Annotated in this window: 16 protein-coding genes; 12 read left to right on the top strand and 4 right to left on the bottom strand. The window is 38.4% G+C overall.

The window, feature by feature from the left end:
* The first annotated feature begins 22 nt into the window (after nucleotides 1-22).
* The 6 genes from argB to AW17_RS19750 all read left to right on the top strand — a co-directional run bounded on the left by argB (nucleotide 23) and on the right by AW17_RS19750 (nucleotide 6449).
* The gene (argB, locus tag AW17_RS19725) at nucleotides 23-811 is read left to right on the top strand and encodes an acetylglutamate kinase (protein ID WP_029279283.1); all 789 of its coding nucleotides are present in this window, start codon (nucleotides 23-25) and stop codon (nucleotides 809-811) included.
* 178 nt (nucleotides 812-989) lie between these two features.
* Nucleotides 990-1802, top strand: a complete 813-nt coding sequence (proC, locus tag AW17_RS19730) for a pyrroline-5-carboxylate reductase (protein WP_029279284.1) — start codon at nucleotides 990-992, stop codon at nucleotides 1800-1802.
* A 119-nt stretch (nucleotides 1803-1921) separates the two neighbouring features.
* Nucleotides 1922-2989, top strand: coding sequence for a M20 family metallo-hydrolase (locus AW17_RS19735; protein WP_029279287.1), 1068 nt, complete (start codon nucleotides 1922-1924; stop codon nucleotides 2987-2989).
* 222 nt (nucleotides 2990-3211) lie between these two features.
* Nucleotides 3212-4543 carry an argininosuccinate lyase gene (gene argH, locus AW17_RS19740; RefSeq protein WP_029279289.1) on the top strand — a complete coding sequence of 444 codons (1332 nt, stop codon included), beginning with the start codon at nucleotides 3212-3214 and terminating at the stop codon, nucleotides 4541-4543.
* 20 nt (nucleotides 4544-4563) lie between these two features.
* Nucleotides 4564-4752, top strand: coding sequence for a hypothetical protein (locus tag AW17_RS19745; protein WP_029279290.1), 189 nt, complete (start codon nucleotides 4564-4566; stop codon nucleotides 4750-4752).
* A gap of 443 nt (nucleotides 4753-5195) precedes the next feature.
* Nucleotides 5196-6449, top strand: coding sequence for a pyridoxal phosphate-dependent aminotransferase (locus AW17_RS19750; protein WP_029279292.1), 1254 nt, complete (start codon nucleotides 5196-5198; stop codon nucleotides 6447-6449).
* A gap of 480 nt (nucleotides 6450-6929) precedes the next feature.
* Here the strand turns inward: AW17_RS19750 and AW17_RS19760 are convergent, their stop codons facing one another.
* From AW17_RS19760 to AW17_RS19770, 3 genes are all read right to left on the bottom strand, one after another.
* Nucleotides 6930-7601, bottom strand: coding sequence for an MCP four helix bundle domain-containing protein (locus tag AW17_RS19760; RefSeq protein WP_029279296.1), 672 nt, complete (start codon nucleotides 7599-7601; stop codon nucleotides 6930-6932).
* Between the two features lie 109 nt (nucleotides 7602-7710).
* Nucleotides 7711-9144, bottom strand: a complete 1434-nt coding sequence (locus AW17_RS19765) for an ATP-dependent DNA helicase (protein ID WP_029279298.1) — start codon at nucleotides 9142-9144, stop codon at nucleotides 7711-7713.
* Between the two features lie 307 nt (nucleotides 9145-9451).
* Entirely contained in the window at nucleotides 9452-10591 is a 1140-nt protein-coding gene (locus tag AW17_RS19770) for a putative sensor domain DACNV-containing protein (protein WP_029279299.1), read from the bottom strand.
* A gap of 324 nt (nucleotides 10592-10915) precedes the next feature.
* Between AW17_RS19770 and AW17_RS19775 the strand changes: the two genes are divergently transcribed.
* The 5 genes from AW17_RS19775 to AW17_RS19795 all read left to right on the top strand — a co-directional run bounded on the left by AW17_RS19775 (nucleotide 10916) and on the right by AW17_RS19795 (nucleotide 14433).
* Nucleotides 10916-11722 carry a DUF3822 family protein gene (locus AW17_RS19775; RefSeq protein ID WP_029279300.1) on the top strand — a complete coding sequence of 269 codons (807 nt, stop codon included), beginning with the start codon at nucleotides 10916-10918 and terminating at the stop codon, nucleotides 11720-11722.
* Nucleotides 11713-12246 carry a 16S rRNA (guanine(966)-N(2))-methyltransferase RsmD gene (gene rsmD, locus AW17_RS19780; RefSeq protein ID WP_029279301.1) on the top strand — a complete coding sequence of 178 codons (534 nt, stop codon included), beginning with the start codon at nucleotides 11713-11715 and terminating at the stop codon, nucleotides 12244-12246. Before AW17_RS19775 ends, rsmD begins: the two co-directional genes overlap by 10 nt.
* A 333-nt stretch (nucleotides 12247-12579) precedes the next feature.
* Complete coding sequence (gene coaD, locus AW17_RS19785; RefSeq protein ID WP_029279302.1) at nucleotides 12580-13041, top strand: pantetheine-phosphate adenylyltransferase; 462 nt, start codon at nucleotides 12580-12582, stop codon at nucleotides 13039-13041.
* A 293-nt stretch (nucleotides 13042-13334) separates the two neighbouring features.
* Nucleotides 13335-13838 carry an RNA polymerase sigma factor gene (locus tag AW17_RS19790; RefSeq protein WP_029279304.1) on the top strand — a complete coding sequence of 168 codons (504 nt, stop codon included), beginning with the start codon at nucleotides 13335-13337 and terminating at the stop codon, nucleotides 13836-13838.
* On the top strand, nucleotides 13828-14433 hold the full coding sequence (locus AW17_RS19795) for a hypothetical protein (RefSeq protein WP_029279306.1): 606 nt from the start codon (nucleotides 13828-13830) through the stop codon (nucleotides 14431-14433). The genes AW17_RS19790 and AW17_RS19795 overlap by 11 nt, the downstream gene beginning before the upstream one ends.
* Nucleotides 14434-15031: 598 nt before the next feature.
* Here AW17_RS19795 and AW17_RS19800 read toward each other — a convergent pair.
* Nucleotides 15032-15643, bottom strand: a complete 612-nt coding sequence (locus AW17_RS19800) for an NUDIX hydrolase (protein ID WP_029279307.1) — start codon at nucleotides 15641-15643, stop codon at nucleotides 15032-15034.
* A 440-nt stretch (nucleotides 15644-16083) separates the two neighbouring features.
* Here AW17_RS19800 and AW17_RS19805 point away from each other — a divergent pair, with 440 nt between their 5' ends.
* Nucleotides 16084-16950, top strand: coding sequence for a hypothetical protein (locus AW17_RS19805; protein WP_029279308.1), 867 nt, complete (start codon nucleotides 16084-16086; stop codon nucleotides 16948-16950).
* Nucleotides 16951-17195 lie beyond the last annotated feature (245 nt).

Below are 17195 nucleotides of genomic sequence, written 5' to 3' on the forward strand. Positions count from 1 at the left end.
CGAACCACAGTAAGAATAAATTATGAAACAACTCACTATCATAAAAATCGGCGGAAACGTAATCGATAATTCCGAAAACTTACACCAGTTTTTATTGGATTTTACTGCATTGCCAGGAGATAAGATCCTGGTGCACGGCGGGGGTAAAATTGCAACTGAACTGGGCGAATCGTTGGGCATTGAAGCCAAAATGGTTGAGGGTAGAAGAATTACCGATATCGAAACCCTGCGTATTGTAACGATGGTTTACGCCGGATTGATCAATAAAAATATGGTTGCCCAGTTGCAGGCCAAAGGAAGCAATGCCATTGGTTTAACTGGTGCTGATGGAAATATTATCAAAGCAAAAAAACGTCCGGTTAAAGAAATCGACTACGGTTTTGTGGGCGATCTGGATGAAAACTCTGTGTCTTCAACAACTTTAGATAGCTTATTGAAAGCAGGTTTAGTGCCAGTATTGTGCGCCATTACACACGATGGCGATACGCAGCTGTTAAACACTAATGCTGATACCATTGCCTCTTCGGTTGCCGTGGCCATGTCTGCGTTATACGAAACACGTTTGGTATATTGCTTTGAGAAAAAAGGTGTGCTTAAAGATGTAAACGATGATGGTTCATTGGTGCGAGAAATCAAAGCCAATGAATTTGATGGGTTAAAAGCCGATGGAACAGTGCAAGGTGGAATGATCCCTAAACTGCACAATGCCTTTGAAGCGATTAAAAAAGGAGTTTCTGCAGTGTATATCGGCAAAGCCGATGAGCTCGCTGAACTTGCCAAGGGGACTTTTGGTACTAAAATGCTGAGGTAAAGGTGGAGAGAAAAGAGGTAGAAAGTGAGTAGGTTGAGGGTGGAAGGTTTTTAGTCGAGGTACCTAAACTTATCGTTTGCTTTTCAACACAAAAAATCTGTGCAATCAAATAATCTGTGCAATCAAACCGAAGGAAAAAAAATAAAATCTGTGTAAGCAAACTAAAGGGAAAATAATCATGACAAAAAAAATAGCCATAATTGGTAGCGGAAATATCGGTTTATCTTTAGCGAAAGGTTTGGTAAAGGCCGACTTTGCTCAGGCAGGCGACATTACGCTTACCCGTAGAAATACCGATCATTTAAAATCTTTTGCCGAAGCCGGTTTTAATGTAAGCAATAACAATAAACAAGCTGTAGTTGATGCTGATGTTGTGATTTTGGCTGTTCTGCCACAACAATTAAATACGGTTTTAGATGAAATTCAAAATTCAATTGTTCCGGCCAAACATTTGGTTATTTCGGTAATTTCTGGCGTGAGCTGTGCTGCGGTTAGGGAAAAATTAGGTGATGATGTTGAGGTAATCAGGGTAATGCCTAACACAGCAATTGCTATTGGTCAATCGATGACTTGCATGGCCAGTGATAATGCCTCAGCTGCAAACATTGCAGATGTGACCAAAATGTTCGAAACAGTAGGCTCAGTAGTGAAAATTAATGAGGATTTAATGACTTCAGCAACAGCGCTTTGTGCCTGTGGGATTGCTTTTTTCTTAAGGGCAATCAGGGCTGCATCACAAGGTGGGGTAGAAATTGGTTTTCATGCTGATGAAGCTCTAAAAATGGCTGTTCAAACCGCTAAAGGAGCGGCTGATTTGCTTTTATTACATGGAACACACCCAGAATCAGAAATAGATAAGGTAACTTCGCCGAAAGGTTGTACCATAGCAGGTTTAAATGAAATGGAACATAACGGTTTTAGCTCATCATTGATAAAAGGTATCAAACTTTCGGCTTTAAAAGCAGGAAATCTGTATACTAAAGAGGGTTAGCGGTATAGGGTTTAGAGCATAAAGTCTTAATCGCAAACATAAAACTGAAAGCCAAAATAAAAGGTAGAAAGTTTAAAGACGGGTTTAGTCTAGATACTTAATACTAATTACTTGATACTATGTTATTAGAAAATATACAAAAAGAAAGTCTGGATTTATTGCGGCAGTTGATCCGCATCCAGTCTTTTAGTAAAGAAGAAGATCGCACAGCGAATTTAATTGCGCAGTTTTTGGAGGAGAGAGGGGTTAAGACTCAGCGTAAAATGAATAACGTTTGGGCTTACAATAAACATTTCGATTCAACGAAACCGACATTACTTTTAAACTCACATCACGATACGGTTAAGCCTAATTCTGGTTATACCCGCGATCCTTATGATGCTGCAATTGAAGGCGATAAACTGTTTGGTTTGGGAAGTAATGATGCTGGTGGTTGTTTAGTGTCGCTAATCGGAACCTTTTTATATTATTACGAGCAGGAAAATTTAAAATACAATATCTGTTTGGCAGCGACTGCCGAGGAAGAAATTTCTGGTAATAATGGATTAGAACTGGTTCTTCCTGATTTGGGTGAACTGGAGTTTGGTATCGTAGGCGAGCCTACAGAAATGAATTTAGCCATTGCCGAGCGCGGTTTGTTGGTATTAGATTGTGTATCGCATGGAAAAGCCGGTCATGCTGCTCGCGAAGAGGGAGAGAATGCCATTTACAAAGCATTAAAAGATATCGAATGGTTTAGAAACTATCAGTTTCCAAAAATTTCGGAGGTTTTCGGGCCATTAAAAATGACGGTTACGATTATCAACGCAGGTTCACAGCACAATGTTGTACCTGCAAATTGTAATTTTACGGTTGATGTTCGTGTAACCGATGCTTACACTAATGAAGAGGTTTTAGAGATTATCAGGGCAAATGTTGATTGTGATATTACCCCAGGGTCTATCCGCTTAAAACCATCGTCGATTGATAAAAACCATCCGGTTGTTCAGGCTGGTGTTGCCCTTGGAAAAACTACTTATGGTTCGCCTACTACTTCCGATCAGGCATTGTTAGATATTCCATCAGTAAAATGTGGCCCGGGATTTTCTGGTCGCTCGCACATGGCTGATGAGTTTTTGTATGTGCGTGAGGTTGCAGAAGGTGTAGCGGGATATGTTAATATGTTAAAACCGGTGATACAAGGTTGAGGGTTGTAAGGTTGATGGTATATGGCTTGGATGTCCAATTTAAAAGCTTTCATACACTTTACAACTTCTGGTGTTCGCTGTGAAAAACGCTGCGTACGCTGTGGTAAACTGATAGAATAGCTTTGTGTGCTTTGCGGAAAACTTAGCGCCCTTTGCGGTTAAATAAATTTAAAATGAAAATTGCGGAAGTAATCTTCATAACCATTGAAAAAAATATCACTAATGAAAATCTGGCAAAAAAATATAGATGTAAATCAGTTTGTAGAGCGTTTTACGGTTGGTAAAGACCGTGAACTGGATCTGCAAATGGCAAAGTTTGATGTACTGGGCTCTTTGGCGCATACCCAAATGTTAGAAACCATTAATTTGCTATCCGCTGAAGAACTGAAAACGGTTCAACAAGAATTGAAAAATATTTATGCTGAAATTGAAGCTGGAAATTTCATCATCGAAGACAGCGTAGAAGATGTACACTCACAGGTAGAGTGGTTGCTCACACAGCGTATTGGCGAAGCAGGTAAGAAAATCCATAGTGGACGGTCGCGTAACGATCAGGTGCTGGTTGATTTGAAACTGTTCTTTAGGGCTTGCATCGAAGATATGGTTGGCCAAACCTCAACCTTGTTTAATGCGCTAATTGAGCTGAGCAATACGCACAAAGATAAATTGATGCCAGGTTATACGCATTTGCAGATTGCGATGCCATCGTCTTTTGGTTTATGGTTTGGTGCCTATGCCGAAAGCCTGGCAGATGATATGGAATTGATGTTGGCTGCATGGAAAATCTGCAACAAAAATCCTTTAGGCTCTGCCGCAGGCTATGGTTCTTCATTCCCTTTAAACAGGACTTTAACAACCAATTTACTAGGTTTTGAAAGTTTAAACTACAATGTAGTTTATGCGCAGATGGGCAGAGGTAAAACGGAAAGGATTTTAGCACAGGCAATGAGCGCTGTTGCGGCAACCTTAGCTAAAATGGCCATGGATGTGTGTTTGTTCATTAATCAGAATTTCGGATTTATCAGTTTTCCGGCAGAGCTTACCACAGGTTCGAGTATTATGCCACACAAGAAAAACCCTGATGTTTTTGAGTTGATCCGTTCGCGCTGCAATAAAATTCAGGCTTTGCCGAATGAAATTGCCATGATGATTACCAATTTGCCATCAGGTTATCACCGCGATTTACAATTGCTGAAAGAAAATCTATTTCCGGCGATTACTTCGCTAAACGAATGTTTAGAGATCGCTACTTTTATGTTCCAGAACATCACGATAAAAGATGATATTTTAAAGGATAAAAAATACGACTATCTGTTTAGCGTTGAAGTCGTGAATGATCTAGCTTTACAGGGTGTCCCATTTAGAGAGGCTTATAAAATTGTTGGCGAACAGATAGAAAATGGTACTTTTGCACCTTCTGGCCAAATACATCATACACACGAAGGAAGCATTGGCAACCTTTGTAACGAACAGATTTCTGCAGCGATGCAGGGTGTGCTGTCTCAGTTTGGATTCGGAAAAGTGAATAAAGCAATAGAAGGTCTGGTTAAATAAATTTTGCTAAATTTGTAATTATGACGACTTTAACAATAGAGATTAAGGATAAAGATGCAGGTTTTGTAAAAGAATTCCTTAGCAAAATTGGTGCAAAAGTTAAATCAGAACCAACTAGCCAGATAACTTCTGAAATTGCCCAGGCTTTAAAAGAAATTAAGGAAATACAGCAAGGGAAACGGAAGTCTCTAAGTTTAAAAGACATTTAATGGCTAATGAGGTTATTTATTCAGATGTTTTTATCAAGAAAGCCAAAGTCTATAAAAAGAAATACCTTTCTCTAGTAGAGGACCTCTACGAACTCGAAGAAAAACTTCTTGAAAATCCATAGCAAGGTAATGATCTGGGTGCAGGTTTATACAAAATTAGACTCGCTGTAAAAAGCAAAGGAAAAGGTAAAAGTGGAGGATTTAGAATAATAACTTATTTAGTTTCGAACACCCCTGATGGTACAATTATCAATATGTTAACCCTCTGCGATAAATCAGAAGAAAGTAGTATTGATAAAAAAGAACTTCAAAAAATAATTAAAGCATTATAAATCTGCTAACAACAGCTTCAACATATAAGTATGAAACTATCATGATTTTCCACAAGAGAATAATTGCTAAGTCATGATAGCCTCATCACCATAGAAACCAAATATAAAAAGATGAAAGTTTCAGTATTGGCCAGTTCATTAATCGGCTCAGAAATTATAAAAATCGGTAATGAAGTTAACGAAATGAAGCGCAAAGGTGCTTCGATTGCTAACTTAACCATAGGCGATTTTGATGCAAACATTTACCCAATCCCAACCGAATTAAAGGCTGGAATTGTAGAGGCATACAACGCCAACCAAACCAACTACCCGCCAGCTGATGGTGTTTTGCCTTTACGCGAAACGGTTTCGGAATTGTTAAAGGATAGATTTGGGTTAGCATACAACACCAACAGCATTTTAGTCTCTGGTGGTTCACGCCCTTTAATTTATGCTACTTACCTGGCGTTGATCGATCCTGGAGATACCGTGGTTTTCCCTGCACCATCTTGGAACAACAACCACTACTCACATTTAACTTCGGCAAAAACAATTGCGGTAGAAACAGATGCGGCGCATAATTTTATGCCAACAGCAGCGCAATTAAAACCGCATTTAAAAGGGGCAACTTTATTGGCTTTGTGTTCGCCATTAAACCCAACAGGAACCATGTTCGATGCCGATTCCTTAGCTGAAATCTGTGATGCCGTTTTAGAAGAAAATGCATCACGTGGAGCTGATGAAAAACCGTTGTACATGATGTACGATCAGATTTATTCGCTTTTAACTTTCGGAAAAGAACATGTAAATCCAGTTTCTTTGCGCCCTGCAATGCGTCCGTTTACGGTTTTTGTTGATGGTAGTTCGAAATGTTTGGCGGCAACTGGTGTACGTGTAGGATGGGGTTTTGGTCCGGAGGATATTATCAATAGAATGAAAGCTTTGGTCGGTCATATGGGTGCCTGGGCACCAAAAGCCGAGCAAGTGGCTATGTCTAATTATTTTAACGATAAAGCACAGGTTGATACTTTCTTAACCAGTTTTAAAGGCCAGATTCAAGATAGCTTAAACGCACTTTACAATGGATTTAACGAATTAAAAACTGAGGGTTTTAATGTTGATGCTGTTGAACCCATGGGTGCAATTTATTTAACCATCAAAATCGATTATATCGGGAAAACCACTGAAGATGGTCAGCTTTTAAAAGACAGTGCAGATGTGAATTTCTATCTGATCAAAGAAGCCGGAGCAGCTTTGGTTCCGTTCTCTGCTTTTGGAAATGAAGACAGTATGCCTTGGTTCAGGGCTTCGGTTGGTGCTTGTACCCTGCAGGATATTAAAGATATGCTACCAAGGATTAAAACCGCTTTGAGTAAGTTGAAATAAAGATTATAAGCACATAAGAAAACCTCTTCAGTTAATTTTGAAGAGGTTTTTTTATGGACTTGATCGTCATTACGAGGGGTAATTTATTTTATAAAAATCAATATGAGTGACGTTTAATTGATTTCTTTTGCCCTAAGGCGCTGTCTTGCCTCGGCTCGCCGCCGCCAAAGGGCTCTTTCTTTTTGGCATCAAAAAGAAACAAAAAATGCCGGCTGAAAATTTTTCTTTAAAGGTTAGTGGTGTGGCTGGGTCAGCAGAATCCGAAAAATTTGTTAGGCCGGATTTAAGTGGAACGGGGATACGGTGCTGTGGCCTAGCTGGGCGGAAATGTATAGTGTCGCAAATATCTTATTAGTAAGCATTGTAAAATAACGTCAATGGTAGCGGGGTCGAAGGATCTACACGCTACGATCGAGGTAACGTGACCTTCTTTGTGCCTTCGTGTCTTGGTGGTAAAATCATATTCAAAGCGTTAAAAATTTAATTCAAATTAAACTTCTCGCTCTGAATTTTCACTGCATTCGAGGCCGAAACAATAGCCACGATCATAATTCCGATCACAATAGCCAAAATAACCTGCAAGGTAGAATATACCTTCGTTCCCGAAACGAAGATCTTTGAACCTTTAATCAGATCACTACCCACTTTAGATTGTATTTTAATCAAGGCCGAAAGCTTAGCCAGTGTTTCATCAACAGCATTTTTTCCCATCGACTCATAAATTATTCTTCCTTCAGTACCTGCCATGTTTATTATTTTCGCCTCCACTCCCTGTTGAACAGTTAATGCTTTTTTAAGATCGTTTAAAAAACTTTTCTCCTGTTTTACCAATAAAGTAAGTTCATATTTATTGATTATCGAATCTATTTTACGGTTGTATTTATTCATTTTCACTATACCGATTGAAGGCTGAACAGCACCATCCCTGAATAATATTTCCTGAAGAATCTTATTTTTATGATATAGGTTTTCGGCAATGAAATATAAATCTGTTGCTGGTACAAGCCTGTCATTGTACATTGAAATAAAAGATTCGTTAATCTTCTCTACACTTTTATCTTCCAAAAAACGGATCAACAAGGTGCAGCACATGATGCAGAAAAGCAGAAAAGCTATTTTTAGCTTGTTTTTAAGACTAAAGGCAAATTTCATATATAATTTGGTTAGTATGTTCGACCACAAAGGCGCAAAGTACACCAAGATAATTCAATCAGAGGAATCTTTCTAATCTGTGCAATCCTTAAATCTGTGTAATCACGTTCTAAAAGTAGTCTTCCTGCGCCGTCTTCGCGAAAAGCTGAGGTGCAAAATTGACTAAATATAACTCTTTTTTTGCTCGCGTTACAGCAGTGTATAACCAGCGGAGAAAATCGAGATCGATCATTTCTTCAGTAAGGTAACCCTGATCAGCAAAAACCGCATCCCACTGTCCACCCTGTGCTTTATGGCAGGTTACCGCATAAGCAAACTTAATTTGCAGGGCATTATAAAAAGGATCGGCCTTAATGGCCAACATCCGCTGCCGTTTATTCGCAATGTGCTCATAATCTTCATTAAGCCCGTCAAAAAGCTTTTTATTCTGCTCGTAAGGAAGATTGGCACTTTCTAAATTCAAAGTATCCAGCATCACCTTGCAACTAATCTGCCCCGCAGCGGGAAAATCCATAAACTCTAAAGTAGCATCGGCAAAACGGAAACCATAACGTTCTTCTTCTCCCCTCACGCGAATCACCTTTGCCATATCGCCATTGGCAATAAAAGCAGTATCCTCGTTCTCTGGTAGCCAGAAATAATTGTTCCGCACCACCATAATCTGATCGCCGCCCGTTAACTCTTCCTCGCGATACAACAACCGGGCTCTAATCTGCTGGTTATACACATTGGCCGATTTATTGGAACGGCACACCACCAGGGTATTTTCCATGCCGAATTTACGGTAAGCATATTCCAGTCCTTCAACCAAACGCACCCCGGGCATGTTGTAAATATCGGTATAACTTTTAGTCAGGAATTTAGGCATCGGATTCTCTGGATTTTTAGCAATCTGATTTCTCAACATCGTGGCATTAGCCAAAATACCCGATTTCTTCCCTTGCCTAACCACTTCTTTTAACTCGACGGATGACACGGTTAATGCAAATTTATCTTTGAGGTACTGTTCGTTCAATGCCGGACTATCTAAACTCCCCACGGGAGGCAACTGTGCCGTATCGCCCACAAAAAGTAAAAAACAGTTTTTGGTATTGTACACAAACTCCAACAGATCTCTTAATATTGAAGAGCCTCTTTCATTAAATTCATCGGCAATCATCGAGGCCTCGTCGATAATAAACAGCGTATTTTCGGAGAGGTTAGGTGCCAATTGAAACTGCATTTCGGGCGATGCCGCTGAGCGTTTGCGATAAATCCGTTTATGTATGGTTAATGCTTTTCGGTATGAATATTGGCTCATTACTTTCGCTGCCCTTCCGGTTGGTGCAAGCAGTTCACTGCGCAAATTAAATTGTTTCAGCACCTTCACCAAAGCCGCTACAGAGGTCGTTTTACCCGTACCAGCATAACCTTTAAGTACAAAACAGCGGTACTCGTCGTCCTGTTGCAAAAACACCGACATCCGCTCGCAAAAAAGCAATTGCTCCTTGGTTGGTGTATGTTCGTATGCTGAAGCTATTAGCTGGCTTTTATCGGTTAACATGTATTGTTAAATTGTTTTATTGATAAATTGTTTTTGAAAAGCAGTTGCTGTGCTAATTTATTCCGGCAGTCGGTCTTTCCGTTATATCTTTTTTGTGAGTGTCACACTGCGAGGAATCGTCATTCCCAACTCGATTGGGAATCGTAATGCAACCGCTTTAAGGTTCCCGCCTGCGCGGGAATGACGATTGCTCTACTTGAATCCGTCAATGGCAAATTGCCGAAGTAACCTCAACAAAAATGTATGCTCCTTTTTAAGCATTATCCTAGCTAAACAATAAAGCAATGCAACGATTAAACAATTTTCGTTACAAAAGTAAGGTTTCGATGCGATGTGCCATTACCATATTTTGTTTTTTGCTATAACTGAAAATGGTAAAATGACCATCCTGAGAGGCTACCAAACCAATAGACTGCGGCTGATCGTTAACAAACTGGGCCACAGAGAAATGCCTGGTCCCTCCGAGCTGTCCAGGATAAAGAATTTTATCTTCGCCACCTACAATGGGCTCCGAAAATGCAATCTGTTCTACGGTTGGTTTGCCTTTAGCACGGCCAATTTTTGCACCAAATGCAATTAGATCAAATTCTTCATTGATGATCGTAGCACCATCAACGGCTGTTAAACCCGCCAAATGCTCTACTTCGCGGCGCACAGCTCCCTGCGAAAAAATCTCGCTCTGGTTGCCGCTCTGTTTCGCCAGATTGGATAGTCCGCAAAATGGAGGTTCTACCAGATATTGTATCGGGTGAATAATGGATTCTTCCCATTTGGTATCGCCTTTAGGCACAATTAATAAAGCCCCTCCACGGCCATGGGCGCGCATAGAAACCGAAAATTGGATCAAAATATTAATGGGATCGTTCCAGCTGGCTAAAACAGTCAGATCTAACAAGGCCTGCAAAATAGGCGGACAATCTTTATTTGCACAACTGGTATCATCAACAATACGGATCTGCTCCCCTTTAAGCACAGCAACATTGGTAAATTTACCAATGCCGTAAATCCTTCGGTGTTTAATTACGATTAATCCCGGTTCAGAAACATCAACAACAAAACAGAAGTTCGGAATATTGAGGGTTGTACCCCAGATATAAAGTTCGCCATCTTCTTCCCAAACCCCTAAGTGAATTCCTGAACGTTCAATCCCAGGAGCAATTTTGGTTAAGGTATTGGCATTTAACGCTAGTTTTTTCGCAAAACGTAACGGTTTCGACGTTTGCTCTGGTGGTAAAAAAGCAATCGAAATCCTCGGCGAATGCCCCTCTTCCTTACGCAAGCTGCTCCAAAAAGCAACATCTATTATCGCTTCAATTATTTTTCGATCCGGTTGAGTAGCCAAATCTATCTCACCCTGTGCAATTGCATTTTTATGCAGTTTAACAAAATGTTGTTCAATAGTTGCTGCAATCGTGTTTGCCGCTTTGTAGGTAGGCTTGTAACTCATGTTCCGAATTTAAGCCGAATATTTCGATTTTTGAATATCCGAAAGGTTTGATTTTGGTAAAAAAACACAGACATTTTTACCACAGATCTTCACAGATAAACGCAGATATTTTTGATGTTCTTTTAACTGCAAAGCGCAGAGACAAGATTAACCACCAAGGCACAAAGCACACGAAGTTAATTACATATTTTGGGCGAATATCAATTCACTCAGGTTTCCGTGAACTCCGTGTTTCCGTGGCAAAAAACTAAAGCGTTTCAAGTCAAAACCAAAAAATTAACCTCATCTTACCGTTAATCCTTAAAAAAGTCTATTTTTGTTTCAATGAGTAACAATAGTCTCTTATTAGTCGACCCAAATTTTAAAGCTGATGCATCTGCAAACTGCCATTTATTATTAAAAATAACGAATGACAGCTTTTCTTATGCTGTGGTAGGTAAGGATACAGAAGAGATTAATATCATTTTTGATAAACAAGGTTGTGAAGATGTACAGAAAGAACTGAAATCTGCCTTTGAAACCGACGGTTATTTGTCATTAAACTATGCAACTGTAAAAGCCGCAGTCCATACCTCAAATTTTATTTTCATTCCTGATGAATGGTTTGATGGGGAAAATCTGTCCGTTTATGCCAAGTATTTAGGTTCCGATGCTAAAGTTTATACTAAACACAACGATAAGCTAGGTTTTAATACCGTTTTCTGTTTAGATGAGCATTTAAAATCAAATCTGCCTGAAAAAACAGATTTATTTCCACAGTCTGAGCCATTAATGGTTTTATTTAATCATTTGGCAGACGAATCTTTATTAATCGATTTTACAGCAGTATCTTTCAATGTACTCTACATAAAAGATAAAAAGATAGTTTTTCAAAACCATTATCAATCAGAAAACGCTGAGGAGTTTAATTATTTCCTGTTACTGATGATCGAACAACTGGGCTTAACTGATGCCATTCCCGTTTATTTACAAGGCATTATAAACGAAGATGATGAGCATTATAACTGCTTATTAAAATACTTTAACCAACTTTATTTCTTCCTTCCTGCTGGAAAACAAAATAGCGAATTACTGGCCGATATGCCCAAGCACTATTTCAGCGGTCTCCTTGCTTTAGATTTATGCGAATAATTGGTGGCAAATTAAAGGGCATCCGTTTGCAGCCCCCTGCAAATTTACCGGTGCGCCCAACTACGGATATGGCCAAAGAAGCACTTTTCAATATCCTCAACAACAAATATGATTTCGAAACCTGTTCTGTTCTGGATTTATTCTGCGGCACCGGAAATTTAACTTTTGAGTTTGCCTCACGCGGTGCAGAAAGTATTTTAGCCGTTGATATGGATTATGGTTGCGTAAACTGGGTTAAAAAAACAGCAAAACAACACCAGTTTGATCAAGTTGATGTGCGTAAAGGCGATGTTTTCAAGTTATTAAAACAAATGACTGGCGCTTACGACCTGATCTTTGCCGATCCGCCCTACAATATGCCCAACATTCCACAGATTCCGGTAATGGTAAAGGAGCAGCAATTGCTTAAGCCTGATGGCCTGTTAATTGTAGAACACCAAAGTAACATGAAACTGAACAGCCAGCCCGGCTACACCGAAACCAGAAAATACGGCAATTCATCGTTCAGTTTTTTTGAGTTATAGTAGTTCAATCGTTCATTGGTCATTAGTTCATTGGTTAATGGCGCATAGTTAATTTATTTTTAGAATTGAGCACACAGCGCATCGTGGCAGCCTTTAGTCCTGCTTTTCATTGCAATCGGGTTCCGGGCTTTCCATTGCAATCAGGCTTAAAATGGGCGACCTGCTCCAGTTATAGTGCTGTTGAACTTCTTAATGTCCTTAATTTCTTAATGGTAAAAGATTAAGCCGGGTGCATTTTGTGTAAATCTGTGTTTCGTGACAAAAAATAACCCTCTTTGTGTTCTTCGTGTCTTTGTGGTAAATAATTCCGCCATAAAAATCTATATTTGAATTATGAAGATAGCGCTATTTCCAGGCTCATTTGATCCGATCACTATTGCTCACGTAAATATTTTACAACGTGCCACTCCACTTTTCGATAAAATTGTAGTGGGTATCGGACTAAACAGTTCTAAACAGAATTTCTTAAGTGCAGAGCAGCGTCTTCAGATTTTGCAGACTGTTTTTAAAGGCTATCAGAATATCGAAATCCAAACTTACGAAGGTTTAACAGTAGATTTTTGCCGGAAAATAGATGCCACCTATATGGTACGTGGTATCCGTTCGGCTGCTGATTTCGAATACGAAAGAGCCATCGCCCAGATCAACCAGACCATGATGCCCGAAGTAGAAACCATTTTACTGTTAAGCAAACCCGAATATTCGGCCATCAGCTCTACCATTGTGCGCGATATTTTAAGAAACCATGGCGACGTAAGTCCATTTGTACCCAAAGAAGCGCTTAGTTTTTTATGATGTGCAGTCAGGTGTTACCACCTGACTGATAGATGCATTTACATACATATTTCTAACGCAACTAGTCTTAGCGTCTCGCTAAGACATAATTATTTCCTTACTGAATACCAATTACGAGAGATAAAGTATAGTCTTAGCGAGACGCTAAGACTAGTAAGGTTACCACCTGACTCATAGATATATTTACTTACAGATTTTTAATTTGTGTCAGATAGAAATATCTGACACCACAATTTATTTCAAAAAAAATGTAACGTTTTAAAGAATCGGTTACCAATGGGTTATAATATTAAATGAAAGAAACAGAAAACATATTTATTACCCTGATTAATCAGCACAAAGCGATTATACATAAGATTTCTAAAATGTATATGAACGGTGCTGAAGAACAGCGCGATCTGTTTCAGGAAATCGTATTACAGCTTTGGAAAGCTTACCCCACTTTTAAGGGCAACTCCAAATTTACTACATGGATGTATCGTGTTTCCTTAAATACTGCACTAATTTACTTTAAAAAGGACAATAGAAAAGTAGATAAAACACCATTGGATGAAAATATTGATGTAATAGATGTAAATGAAAGTACCGAAAAAGAAGAGAAACTGGCCTATTTGTATACTGCCGTGCAAGAGCTGAATGTTATAGAAAAAGCATTGATATTTCTCTTTCTCGAAAATCAATCGCATCGCGAAATTGCCGAAAACCTGGGCATTAGCGAAATAAATGCACGGGTTAAACTCAACAGAACTAAAGAAAAATTACAATTCATCATAAAGAAAAATGGTTATGAATTTTGAAGATATAAAAAATGAATGGAATGCTGAAAGTCCGGAAGGAAGCAACATTTCTACCGATATGCTTAAAATAAAACAGGCACATACCCCAATTGATAAAATAAGGGCAAAAATGAAACACGAGTTTTTTTACCAGATCTTCTTTTTGGTACTCATGGCCTTTGTCCCTTACTTTTTTGGGTTTTCATCGGCAATGAATCAAGTGTTTTTAATATTTTATGCCATCACCTGCGGATTTACCGCTTATTATTTTTTTAAGTTTTATCTGTTCTATAAAAACTCTTACGATATGAGTTTAGATACGCGCAAAAACATCCTTTGGTTTTTCTACGAAATGAAATTGAATATCGAACTATATAAAGCCCTCACCTACATCGTTGCTTTTATCGGCGTCGCATTCATTGCAATTTATTTATATATAGAAAAGGCTTCAATTTTCAACAAAATTTTAGCTAATCTTTCATCGGTTTACATCTTATTAAACTGTTTTATTACCATTCTGATTATAGGTGTGATTACCGAATTATGGGCTTGGTATTACTATGGCAAGTATTTAAAGCAGGTTAAAAAAGTAATTGATGAGTTGGATTATGAATAATCTGTGCAGTCAGATGTTACCATCTGGACCATTCAAATAAATTAAGTACGGATCTATAATTGCTTCAATCCGTGTCAGATAGAAATATCTGACACCACAACTTAAGCCTGTATTATAAATATAATGTCATCCTGAGCCCGTCGAAGGATCTGTTTAAATATCTTGGAGGCGTTTCGACAAGCTCAACGTGACAAACTCAATGGGATTTTGTGCAGTCAGATGTTACCATCTGGCTGTTAAAGTATATTAAAATTCCGTTCTATGATTGCTCCAATCCGTGTCAGATAGAAATATCTGACACCACAACTTAAGCCTGTATTATAAATATAATGTCATCCTGAGCCACCACAACTTAAGCCTGTATTATAAATATAATGTCATCCTGAGCCCGTCGAAGGACCTGTTTAAATATCTTGGAGGCGTTTCGACAAGCTCAACGTGACAAACTCAATGGGATTTTGTGCAGTCAGATGTTACCATCTGACTGTTAAAGTATATTAAAATTCCGTTCTATAATTCTTTCGATCTGTGTCAGATAGAAATATCTGACACCACAAGATGTGTAGTCGGATGTTACCATCTGACGCTTCGGGAGGTCTTACAGTACCCCTCCGGCCCTCAGCACATCCATAATTGATGGAAAAGTATTTTTAACTACTGGCGAAATGTGGTTTTTATCCAGCCAAACCGCTTCATCAATGCCTTCTTCCTTTTGAGGTACCAATTTTGGTTCACCTTTAACTTTCATTTTGTACCAATTGGTTTTCTTGATCACCATTTTTGTACCAATTGGATAAACGTGATAGGTTTTACAAAGTTTTTCTTCACGTTTAAAAACCCTGATTCCGCACTCCTCTTCTACCTCACGAACAGCGGCTTCCTTCATTTTTTCGCCTTCCTCTAGCTTTCCTTTGGGCAGATCCCATTTTTTATTTCTAAAAATAAACAGAAAATTGCCATTTGCGCTCTCTACCAAACCACCGGCGGCTTTAATAATGGTGCAATCTTTCTTTAACTTTCTAAAGGTCTCCTGAGGGTTTTTTGTCAAGAAAATATAGCTCTTTTTAGAACCATTTTTTAGTTTTTTGTAGAATGTTTGCAGATTAAAATCCTGAAATTCCAGTTGTTGAATTTTCTCCTTTTGCTCTGGCAAAAAATCTGAGATAAACAAAGTGTTATCGTTGATATAAATTCTATAATTTCTTGGCATATATTTTTAACATACATTAAATAGAGAATGATGCTTTTTTGTAGCAACCCGCTCCTTTCACGATTACATTTAAAAGCGTTCTTTCTGCGAAACCTATATATTTTGCAATGCTCTAAAAGTAGAAAAATTGTTGAGTTATTTATAGGATATAAAAAAAGGTTACAACAATTAATGTTGTAACCTTATCTAAATTAACGCTCTCAATCAAAGATTGATGCAAGGCTCTCACCCCTTGCTTGCTACAAATATAGAATAATTTATTAAAGAGTGAAAAAAAAAAATATTTAATTCAACAATAAGGCTAAATAGCTAAAAGCCATATACACTAGAATGTAAAAAAAATGGTTAATAATCTGTACAGAACATCCACTTGGAAAACAATGATGAATAATTCCCTTAACGATAATATTTTTTTATAATTTTAACCTTTTTAATCTGCCATGCCCATACCTTCATTATCCGAAACAGATCTGGAAGCATACCGAAACGATCTTTCTAACCCAGAAAAATCAACCGGAGCGCTCTTTATCACATTAACTGGGCTGTATCAGCGTTTTGCCGGCAATGAACAGTTATTGGCCGATTTCGAGTACGCATCTGAACTGCAAAGTCTGGAAAACAGCTACACTTCAAAAAAAGAGCATTACAATAAAGAAATTGCAGAGCTTAAAAGGCAGTTTAAACAATTAGATAACCGTATTATTGCTGCAGAACAAAAGCTTCGTCATGGTATCCCCGACGATTTGATGGTAATGGATAAAATTATAGCCGAGCAAGAATCTATAGTAGAAGATCAGGAAAAGCTTAACAATGCCGAATCATCCATCGTAGAGCAGGTTAGAATAATAGATATAGCGCATGGAAAAGACCTTCAGAAGCTAGAACAACAGCAAAGCAATCGAAATACACCGCTGAACAGTAAATTTTCTGCTTTTAATGAACAGATACAACAAGCAGAAAAACGTATTACGCTAAAAGCAAATGCAATCTCGATTATTGCCATTATCGGCATTCCTTTAATAATAGATATGGGTTTGGTATCATTAGGATTGCCCGCCTTAAGCAAGAATACCAATAACCTGATCTTTACGCATTATATCTTTTTAATCACACTGATCCTGGTCGAATTGTTCCTGGCCGAAAAGATCAGAAGCAGGATTTCGCGCATGTTATCCATCTCTTACCTTAAAGATTCACTAGGTACGCTTCAAAATCTGCTGTTGGATAACAAAAGAAAGATTTCCAAAGTAGAATATGATCATAACATCTCCGTATCAGAATTTGTAAAGCAAAATTATACGACTTAGGAAAATGATTTGTCTGATAAACAAATAGGGGTTTAGAAACCTTTTTCAGCCCCAAACCCCTCATTGTTAATTATCTGATAACCTGAGTTCGATAATTATTTGCTGAAAATTATATCTTATTTACGCCTAATCCCGCTTTATCGTCCTGCTGAATTTATTTCAGCATCTTTTTAGCGTGAAAGACCCTGAAATAAATTCAGGGTGACGACCGTCTTAACAGAAAACTTGATTAAAACGCCACAAAA

Source organism: Pedobacter borealis DSM 19626 (genome assembly GCF_000708285.2).
Lineage (GTDB): Bacteria > Bacteroidota > Bacteroidia > Sphingobacteriales > Sphingobacteriaceae > Pedobacter > Pedobacter borealis.